This window comes from Psychromonas antarctica (genome assembly GCF_022267535.1).
GTDB classification, from domain to species: domain Bacteria; phylum Pseudomonadota; class Gammaproteobacteria; order Enterobacterales; family Psychromonadaceae; genus Psychromonas; species Psychromonas antarctica.
This window is the reverse complement of the sequence record NZ_JAHNZV010000098.1, coordinates 1-10225: the sequence shown is the minus strand read 5'-3', so window position 1 is coordinate 10225 and position 10225 is coordinate 1. Positions and strand designations below refer to the sequence as shown.

Sequence of the window (10225 nt, the reverse complement as noted above, 5' to 3'; positions counted from 1 at the left end):
CATTGCTAGACACCTAATAAACGAATAATCCCTGTTGACTAAGTCAGCAGGGATTTTTTCGTTTAAGCGTTTAACGCGATGACTACTCGAACATGGGAAATAAAGAGCAGCCACGCAGTGGCATTCAAAACCTGTGATAGTAGGGCGAGTTTGCCGCTAGGCAAGTGTCACGAGCGGGTGAGCTCTGCGAATCCTGACCATCGCCAAGCGCCCCTCTTTATTATAAAGAACACGATAACCCCCCATCCTTCGAAAGATGGGTGGGGGTTTTATCGTTTAAGCGCTTAACGCGATGACTACTCGAACATGGGAAATAAAGAGCAGCCACGCAGTGGCATGCAAAACCTGTGATAGTAGGGCGAGTTTGCCGTTAGGCAAGAGTCACGAGCGGACGAGCTCTGCGAGCCCTGACCATCGCCAAGCGCCCTCTTTATTATAAAGAACACGGAAAATCCCTGCTGACTATGTCAGCAGGGATTTTTTCGTTTAAGCGCTTAACGCAGTTGCATTCAAAACATATGATAATAGCGCGAGTTTGCCGATAGGTAAGGTTCACGCGAAGCTTCTGCCTAAACTCTTGTATTGCAGGGTTAAAACCGCACTTCCAAATAAAAAACGACCAGTTAAATAAGCGGATTGGTATAATTGTTCAGCGACATCCAATCCCTAGTACACATTTTTACCACTCTTTTGCTGTCACTTACAAAATCATTCCAAGTATTACAGATAGCTTCAACTATTGAATCAATGGAATTAGCTAGGGCAACACCATTTAGCCAACCGATGCTTTAGTAGATATGAAAATATCGTGGATTGTATTTCAGGTGACTTCCGTTCTATTGAAAAACGGGTTAAAGATATCAGTCATATGTCATGGTTAAATCAGGCCATTTATTTAAGCTAACTGGTGTTATAGAGACTGGATAAATTGAGAAACTTAATTAACGGGATTGGCTCAATAAATGAGCGGGCACAGCACTGAGTGCTGTATTTCTTTCTGTATTTCTTTTCATATGATTGCCGGGCGAGAATTACTGAGCATCGCTACGCCTTTCTGATGACTTTAATCCTTTAAATTTCCGAAAACTTCGATTATTTATGATTATTTCATCGCCTTGCCTTGAAATTGCATCCTGCATCCCCATTTTATATTTATCGTTTAAATCAAAGTCTTGTTTAGACCAACTAAAGAGAAATAGATATTATGGAACATCAACAAAATCATACTTTTAGTGCTGATACTGGCAAACTCCTTAAATTAATGATCCACTCTTTATACTCAAATAAAGAGATCTTTCTGCGTGAACTAGTGTCCAATGCTGCTGATGCTGCTGATAAGTTACGTTTTAAAGCATTATCTGATGGATCACTTTTTGAAAATGACGCCGATCTGCGAGTTCGTTTAAGCTTTGATAGTGACCTTCGAACTATTACCATTAGCGATAACGGCATTGGCATGACACGTGATGAGGTTATTGAGCACTTAGGCACGATTGCAAAATCTGGTACCAGTGAGTTTTTTGAACATCTTTCTGGTGATCAAGCTAAAGACTCTCAGCTGATTGGTCAATTTGGTGTTGGTTTTTATTCGGCTTTTATTGTCGCTGATAAAGTGACAGTTAACACTCGTAAAGCGGGTGAAGCTGCTTCAACAGGAAGCAGCTGGTCTTCTGCGGGAGAGTCTGATTATACGGTTGCTGATATCGAGAAAGCAGATCGTGGTACTGAAATTATCCTACACCTTCGTGACGATGAAACTGAATTTTTAAACGATTACAAATTGCGTACTGTTGTGGCTAAATACTCAGATCATATTAGCATCCCTGTACAGATGTTTTCAGCTGCTACTGAAGAGTCCGAAGGACCTGATGGTGAAAAGATTCCAGCTGTTCCTGGCGAGTGGACTGCAGTTAACAAAGCTACTGCGCTTTGGAGCTGCGATAAAAGCGAGCTAAATGATGAAGAATACCAAGAATTCTATAAATATATCGCCAATGATTTTGAAAACCCGCTAACTTGGACTCATAACAAAGTAGAAGGTGAGCAGGAATACACAAGCTTGCTTTACATTCCCAAACGCGCCCCGTTTGACCTCTGGAATCGTGAAAAAGCGCATGGTTTAAAATTATATGTGCAACGTGTTTTCATTATGGATGATGCAGAGCAGTTTATGCCGACTTATCTGCGTTTCGTAAAAGGTGTACTTGATTCAAATGACTTACCCTTAAACGTGTCTCGTGAAATACTGCAGGATACACGCGTTACAGCCAAATTACGTGGTGCATGTACTAAGCGTGTACTATCCATGCTGACTAAGTTTGCCGATAAGAACGAAGAAGAATACAACTCTTTCTGGAAAGAGTTTGGCCAAGTATTAAAAGAAGGCCCAGCTGAAGATTCAAAAAACAAAGAGAAAATAGCTAAACTATTCCGTTTCTCTTCAACAGAAACTGATGCTATTGAGCAAACCGTTTCTTTAGATGCGTATATTAGCCGAATGATCGAAGGTCAAGATAAGATCTACTTTATTACTGCTGATAGTTTTAACGCCGCTAAAAATAGCCCACACTTAGAAGTGCTACGTAAAAAAGGCATTGAAGTTCTACTGCTGAGTGATCGTGTTGATGAATGGCTATTAAGTCATTTACCAGAGTATGAAGGAAAAGTATTCACATCCGTTACCCAAGGCGATCTTGATTTAGGTAAACTTGATAGTGAAGAAGAGAAAAAAGAGCAAGAGAAGCAAGAAACAGAATTTGCTAGCTTTATCGATCGTATTAAAACAGTGCTAGGCGAAAAAGTTAAAGATGTTCGTTTAACCCATCGCTTAACTTCTACTCCCTCTTGTATCGTTGCTGATAGTGATGATATGAGCACACAGATGGCTAAATTAATGGCTCAGATGGGACAGCCTGTACCAGAAAGTAAGCCTATCTTTGAGCTTAATCCTGAGCATGCAATGATTGTTAAATTGGCTGATATGGCGGATGAAGAATTATTCGCACAATGGGCTGAGTTATTGCTTGAGCAGGCTACGCTGTCAGAAAAAGGTAGTTTAGATGATCCATCTGAGTTTGTTGGACGTATTAATAAGCTACTATTAGCCTAGTAGCAGCGACAAAGTCTTGTTAAGGCCAGCTTATGCTGGCCTTTTTTGTTTGTAGCCTTGAGAAACAGGGCATAAAAGTGTAAATTTCTACCTCAATTTATTAATCGTTAACAAAGGATGCAACAATGCGCATTATCTTACTCGGTGCCCCAGGTGCTGGCAAAGGCACACAAGCTCAATTTATGATGGATAGATACAATATCCCACAAATTTCTACAGGTGATATGTTACGTGCAGCTGCAAAAGCGGGTACTGAGCTTGGCCTAAAAGCAAAAGAGTTAATGGATGCAGGACAGCTTGTCTCGGATGAATTAATCATTGGTTTAGTGAAAGAGCGCATCGCTGCACAAGACTGCGCCAAGGGTTTCTTATTAGATGGCTTCCCGCGCACTATCCCACAAGCGGATGCCATGAAAGCTGCTGGTGTTATTGTTGATTTCGTTCTTGAATTTGATGTGCCTGATGAAGAAATAGTTAAACGCATGGCAGGACGTCGTGTTCATCCTGGTTCGGGACGTACTTATCATATCGTTTATAATCCGCCTGCTGTTGAAGGAAAAGACGACATTACAGGTGATGCACTCACTATTCGCCCTGATGATGAAGAATCAACGGTTCGTAAACGTTTAGATATCTATCACGCACAGACAGAGCCGTTAGTCACGTATTATCAAAATGAAGCGCAGCAAGGTAACGGCGCCTATCATAAATTTGATGGTACCAAAGCAGTAGATCTTATTAGTGCAGAACTCACTGATGTTCTTGCTTAATTTAAACTGGGTACAGCCTAAACCATATTAATATACAGATTTATCTGGCTTGGGTACATTAGGGGGATACACCCCCCCTTTTTTTCACTGAAATTTAGACGCAGGTGAATAATGAATAAAAAACATGCGGTGTTATTGGTTAATTTAGGGACGCCTGAGTCACCGGATACAAAAAGTGTTCGCTCTTTTTTGCTCGATTTCTTATCGGATAGGCGAGTGGTTGATATCGCACGTATTATCTGGTTACCCATTCTTTATTTAATTATTTTACCAACACGTAGTGCCCGGGTGGCCAAGCTCTATAAAAAAATCTGGTTTGAAAATGACTCGCCGCTACGCTTTTACACTAAGTTGCAGACTCAAAAATTAGCAGACAGGTTAGTTTCCCAGAACATAACGGTTGAGTATGCTATGACCTATGGCAAACCGTCAATTGCACAGCAGATACAGAAACTGCAGTTGCAGGGGATAACAAATTTAACTGTACTGCCTTTATATCCTCAGTATTCAGTTTCTACGACAGCACCTGTTTTTGACCAACTCAGTGCGGCGATAAAAAAACAGTTTAATTTTCCCGCGATTAATTTTATCCATGATTACCATGATCATCCTTTATATATTCGGGCATTAGTGGAGTCGATTCGCAGTCATTGGCTAGTGCATGGTAAAGGGCAATGTTTAGTGTTTTCTTTTCATGGTATTCCCAAACGTTATGTAACACTCGGGGATGTTTATCAAATGCACTGCGAACAAACAGTACAGCTAGTGGTCACTGAACTCGGCTTAACGGATCTGCAATACAAACTCTGCTATCAGTCGCGCGTCGGTCGCGAAGAGTGGCTCAAACCCTATCTTGATGAAACTTTACCAAAAATTGCCACACAGGGAATAGAAATGATTGATGTTATCAGCCCTGCATTTTCCTGTGATTGCTTGGAGACGTTGGAAGAGTTAGCGATGGATAATAAGGCGTTGTTTTTGGCAAGTGGTGGCAAGCAGTTTCATTATATTCCTTGCTTAAATGATAGTGATGCGCATATTGCCTTATTACAGGCGTTGGTAACTAAATAGGCGGTAAATCGAGTTATGTTTAGCTTGTTGATACTTAAATTTAGAACGTCTTATTTGCTATTATCGATATTGATTTTTTTGACTGCCTGCTCGACTAGACAACCTCAACTACTGAATCAAGCTACCATCGCAGAAGAAAAGTTTTTTTTTACGTTATTGGACAATGAATATGACCACTGGAAAGGGACTCCTTACCGCTTTGGTGGGGCGAGTAAAAAAGGAGTCGATTGTTCTGCATTAGTACAAGCTATCTATTTGAATAGCTTTAATATTGGTATTGCCCGGACCGCAAGCAGACAAGCAAAGCTTGGTTTTTTTGTAGAGCGAGATGCGCTTCAAGTGGCTGATTTACTCTTTTTTAAAACCGCTTGGAAAGAGCATCACGTTGGTATTTATCTTGGAGAGAAGCTGTTTTTGCATGCGTCAACGAGTAATGGCGTGATCATTTCATCCTTAGATAATGTTTATTGGGCGAGTAAGTTTTGGCAGGCTAGGCGAATTATTGATTAGACGATTATTTGCATTTTAATCAATAAACAGCAAAGCTATCCAACCATTGCTTTGCTGTATTCTCGTTAAATAGCGTACCAGTAACCTAGATTAACTAATTTAGTAAACAGATTTAAAGCACCAGTATCATCCTGAAGCAGCTCAACGACTTCACTACCCACTTCATCTTGATCGCACAGATGATGGCCTAATTCAGTAAAACCTTCACAGTCAAATTGATCGCCATTTATGAATAGATAGTATGCTGCTTGTTCGAAGTAGATCGCTCGTAATCCACCTAGGCGGGTAAATTGCGCCCCCTCTTCAAATAAGTTAAGTATCTCTTGAGAAGTATGTGGCTGCTCAATTTCAGCAATATCGAGCTCATGTTTCGCTTCACTGACCATTTTCCCAAACCAAGGAATAAGCGCATCGGGTGTCTGACATTTGGCTAACATCACACGATGTAACTCTTCTAATTCTTGTGTTTCAATCTGCCCAGGTTTTTCTCGTACTTGCATCACATTATCTATATAGCGCTCTGATGGTTCATTATTATCGATATTGTAATCTGTAAAACTGCTTAATAGATCATTTTGATCCGGTGCGCGAAAGCCAACACTGTAATTGATGCTAGGCTCGATGGCGTAACCCTCATGTGGGCAACCGGATGGGATATACAAAATATCGCCGGGCTCAAGATTAACATTAATAATTGCATCAAAAGGTTCACAATGTCTGAGCACACCATGGCCCGAAATGGGTTGCTGAGTGTTTTTTTTACCAACTCGCCAATGACGTTTTCCTAATCCTTGAATAATAAAAACATCGTAATTATCGATATGTGGGCCGACCCCTCCCTTCGAAGTGGAATAGCTGATCATCAGGTCATCAATACGCCAGTTTGGTAAAAAACGAAAAGGACGCACTAACTCTTGTGACTCAACGTGCCAGTGATCTACAGCTTGCACTAATAAACTCACACCTTCATTTTCCAGCTTTTCAAAATCTGTAAATGGCCCCGATTCGGCGTGCCATTGATCATCTACCTTATAAACGAGGCGGCTTTCGATCTCTTCTTCCATGGATAACCCCGCAATTTCATCGGGCATAATAGGGTCATCAAAGTCGATAAAACCTTTTTTTATTACAGTCGGTTTTTTCTGCCAGTAGGTATCGAGAAAATGGCTAATATCTAAATTGAGTTCGAACATAAAAAAAACTCCTAAGAATGATGATATATAATGTTTAATCTAATCATACAGTATACAAAAAAGGCAACCCGTGGGTTGCCTTAATAAACTTCTAATATGCGAACTTAGTCGACTAGTTTTTCAACTAAATTAATTGCCTGACCAATATAATTAGCCGGTGTCATCGCTTTTAGCTCAGCTTTAACTGCATCAGTTAATTCGAGTGTGTCAATAAATGCAGACATACCTGGGCCATCCACACGTTTACCGCGGGTTAACTCTTTTAATTTTTCGTAAGGTTTTTCGATACCATAACGACGCATAACAGTTTGGATTGGCTCAGCCAATACTTCCCAGTTTGCATCTAAGTCTTTAAGCATATTGGCTTCATTAGCTTCTAACTTACTGATCCCTTTTAAACTTGACTCATAAGCGATCACTGAATAACCGATTGCTACTCCTAAGTTACGTAGTACAGTTGAATCCGTTAGATCTCGTTGCCAGCGAGAAACCGGTAATTTTGCAGCAAGGTGATCAAAAATAGCATTGGCTAGGCCTAAGTTACCTTCTGAGTTTTCAAAATCAATCGGATTCACTTTATGTGGCATAGTTGAAGAGCCAATTTCACCCGCAATGGTTTTTTGTTTAAAGTGACCAAGGCAGATATAGCCCCACATGTCGCGGTCAAAATCCAAAAGAATGGTATTGAAACGGGCAATCGCATCAAAGAATTCGGCGATATAATCATGCGGTTCGATTTGTGTCGTGTACGGGTTAAAAGTAACCCCTAAACTTGTTACAAACTGCTCAGCAAAACCTTGCCAATCAAGTTCAGGATAAGCACTTAGGTGAGCATTGTAGTTACCTACTGCGCCATTGGTTTTTCCTAACATTTCCGTTGCTTCAATCTGTTTAACTTGGCGTTGTAGACGGGCCACTACATTGATAAGCTCTTTGCCAAGAGTGGTTGGTGACGCTGGTTGCCCATGGGTGCGAGACATCATTGGTAATGTTTTATATTCGATAGCTTTTGCTTTGATCGCCGCAACAATTTTATTGCAGTAAGGAAGAATAATTTCATTTTTAGCTGTGCTAAGCATCAGAGCGTGAGATAGGTTATTGATATCTTCTGAGGTGCAAGCAAAATGAATAAACTCAGAAACCGCATTTAATTCAGTAATATCAGCTACTTTTTCTTTTAGGAAGTACTCAACGGCTTTCACATCATGGTTAGTGGTTGCCTCGATCGCTTTAACACGGGCTGCATCGGCTTCACTAAAATCGGCTAAAATGGCATTAAGGTGAGCATTTGCTTGTTCAGAAAATGCTGGAACTTCTGCAATACCGGCTGTTTCTGCTAGTTTTTGTAACCAGCGCACTTCAACTTGTACGCGGAATTTGATTAAACCAAACTCACTGAAAATACCGCGTAAAGGTTCCGTTTTGCTACCGTAACGGCCGTCAACTGGTGATACAGCTGTTAGTCCTGAAAGTTCCATTTGTTGCTCCTAAGTAAAAGTAGGTTGTTTTAAAACTATGTTGTTTTAATCGTAATGAAGTCTGATTAAACTCGGTGTAAATCTTGTTTAGTCTGATAAATCATCGCTTTACGCGAGAAGAGTAATTGGCGGCGTTTTCCACCAATTTGACGCCATAAAACGGCGGCACGAACCCCCGCTAATAACAGTGCGCGGATTTTATGCTGAGTCTGCTCCTGTTGCAAGCAAGACGGGTTACCATTGACTTGAATTTTGGGTCCTAAATTACTGATTAGGTCTTTATAGATAGCGTTTAAATTACTTAATACGCTACTGTCATCAATTTCAAAATGTGCCAGCTGGCGTTGTACCTGATTGATCCGCTCACCAAGTAGATTTAAGGCTGAGCCGTTAGCTGTTAGTTTTTTCTCAATAGCCAACATGCCAATAATATATTTTGTGACCTGCATATTGCGTTTATTGCTGCTGTTATCAAGTTGTTCAAGCATGCTTTTAAAACCCACTTGCAGTGATTCATAACCACCAAAAATTTCTAATGGGGAGTCGCTCTCGGTGTGCATAATAGAACGAAGAGAAGCATTAAAGGCCGGCGCATCAGGGCAGATCCCTTTGGTTGCTATTTTGTCAACTAAGTAGGCTGCTTGGCACATGGCTGCGAATGCAATATTGCGAGATTGTAAATTATGAAATGACATGATTTTATTTCTCTTATGGTAAATGTGCTGTTATCTTTTATTCGTTTAATCATCATAAATAGATGATTACAAAAATAAAAAACATGATTATTTTTGTAAGTGCTGCTCAATAATGGCGCCGCCTAAGCATACCTCATCTTGATAAAATACCGCTGATTGGCCTGGCGTTACGGCCGCTTGTGGTTCATCGAAAATTACGTTTAAAGTATCGTCATCAATCGGCGTTACAGAACAGGCGATATCCTGCTGGCGATAACGGGTTTTTAGCGTACATCTGAAGGGGGCGGTTTTGACAGTGCGATCTACCCAGTCACATTGTTTAGCAATCAGGCCGTAAGAGAATAGTGCTGGATGATCCGCACCTTGTGCTACTAATAAACGATTATTTTGCATATCTTTGCCAACAACGTACCAAGGATTTTCATTGGAATTCTGTAACCCTCCGATACCTAAGCCTTTACGTTGTCCCAGCGTGTGGTACATCAAGCCTTGATGTTGCCCAATTACTTCACCTGTAGGGGTAACAATGTCCCCAGGTTGTGCTGGCAGGTACTCTTGCAAGAATTCTGTAAATTTACGCTCACCAATAAAACAGATGCCGGTGCTGTCTTTTTTGTTGTGGGTAATTAAATTTTGCTCTTCGGCAATACGACGAACCATCGGTTTTTCTAATTCACCGACCGGAAATAAGGTTTTTGCTATCTGCTGCTCACCCACTGCATATAAAAAGTAGCTTTGATCTTTATTATTATCGAGCCCACGCAGCAGTTGTACATGACCATCTATTTCTCGACGGCGTACATAATGCCCAGTAGCAATATAATCAGCCCCTAGATCTTCAGCAGCAAATTCCAAAAAGGCTTTGAATTTAATTTCCTTATTACACATGATGTCAGGGTTAGGGGTGCGGCCTGCTTTATATTCAGCAAGAAAATGCTCAAAGACATTATCCCAGTATTCTGCGGCAAAATTGATAGTATGCAAGGGGATGCCTAATTTATCACAGACAGCCTGTGCATCAAGAAGATCTTGGGCCGCGGCGCAATATGTATCCGTATCGTCCTCTTCCCAGTTTTTCATAAATAGCCCTTCAACCTGATACCCCTGTTGCTGTAATAAATACGCAGAGACGGATGAATCTACACCGCCGGACATACCGACGATTACTTTAATTTGGCTATTGTCTATCATAAATAATTCTCCTACTAATTTTGTGAGTGATTTTAGCAGAATTTAAATCAGAAAGCAGGGGGAATAATGGCTTTTAAAAGGGGCAGATTCAACTCTGAAGTGCATAACCGCTACGCAGCTATAGCTGCCATGTATTCAGCCATTAATTTGGCTGGTGTTTTGTAATTTATTTTCTTTCTTGGCCTATCATTGAGCTTTACTATTACAT

Annotated in this window: 8 protein-coding genes; 4 read left to right on the top strand and 4 right to left on the bottom strand. The window is 40.7% G+C overall.

Going from position 1 to position 10225, the window contains the following annotated elements; all coding sequences use genetic code 11:
* Positions 1–1204: 1204 nt before the first annotated feature.
* The 4 genes from htpG to KSO91_RS14115 all read left to right on the top strand — a co-directional run bounded on the left by htpG (position 1205) and on the right by KSO91_RS14115 (position 5460).
* Positions 1205–3109 carry a molecular chaperone HtpG gene (gene htpG, locus KSO91_RS14130; RefSeq protein ID WP_238743681.1) on the top strand — a complete coding sequence of 635 codons (1905 nt, stop codon included), beginning with the start codon at positions 1205–1207 and terminating at the stop codon, positions 3107–3109.
* 125 nt (positions 3110–3234) lie between these two features.
* A complete protein-coding gene (gene adk, locus KSO91_RS14125) occupies positions 3235–3879 on the top strand; it encodes an adenylate kinase (RefSeq protein ID WP_238743680.1) in 645 nt (214 codons plus the stop codon).
* A 111-nt stretch (positions 3880–3990) separates the two neighbouring features.
* Positions 3991–4950 (top strand): ferrochelatase, encoded by a 960-nt coding sequence (gene hemH, locus KSO91_RS14120; RefSeq protein ID WP_238743679.1) that lies wholly within the window; start codon positions 3991–3993, stop codon positions 4948–4950.
* A 54-nt stretch (positions 4951–5004) separates the two neighbouring features.
* A complete protein-coding gene (locus KSO91_RS14115; protein WP_238743678.1) occupies positions 5005–5460 on the top strand; it encodes a C40 family peptidase in 456 nt (151 codons plus the stop codon).
* 65 nt (positions 5461–5525) lie between these two features.
* Here KSO91_RS14115 and KSO91_RS14110 read toward each other — a convergent pair whose 3' ends face one another.
* From KSO91_RS14110 to mnmA, 4 genes are all read right to left on the bottom strand, one after another.
* On the bottom strand, positions 5526–6653 hold the full coding sequence (locus KSO91_RS14110; RefSeq protein ID WP_238743677.1) for a ribosomal protein uL16 3-hydroxylase: 1128 nt from the start codon (positions 6651–6653) through the stop codon (positions 5526–5528).
* 104 nt (positions 6654–6757) lie between these two features.
* The gene (gene purB / locus KSO91_RS14105; protein ID WP_238743676.1) at positions 6758–8131 is read right to left on the bottom strand and encodes an adenylosuccinate lyase; all 1374 of its coding nucleotides are present in this window, start codon (positions 8129–8131) and stop codon (positions 6758–6760) included.
* A gap of 65 nt (positions 8132–8196) precedes the next feature.
* Entirely contained in the window at positions 8197–8826 is a 630-nt protein-coding gene (gene hflD, locus KSO91_RS14100) for a high frequency lysogenization protein HflD (protein ID WP_238743675.1), read from the bottom strand.
* Positions 8827–8913: 87 nt separating this feature from the next.
* Positions 8914–10017: a tRNA 2-thiouridine(34) synthase MnmA gene (gene mnmA / locus KSO91_RS14095; RefSeq protein ID WP_238743674.1), complete on the bottom strand. Its 1104-nt coding sequence runs from the start codon at positions 10015–10017 to the stop codon at positions 8914–8916.
* Between the last annotated feature and the right edge of the window lie 208 nt (positions 10018–10225).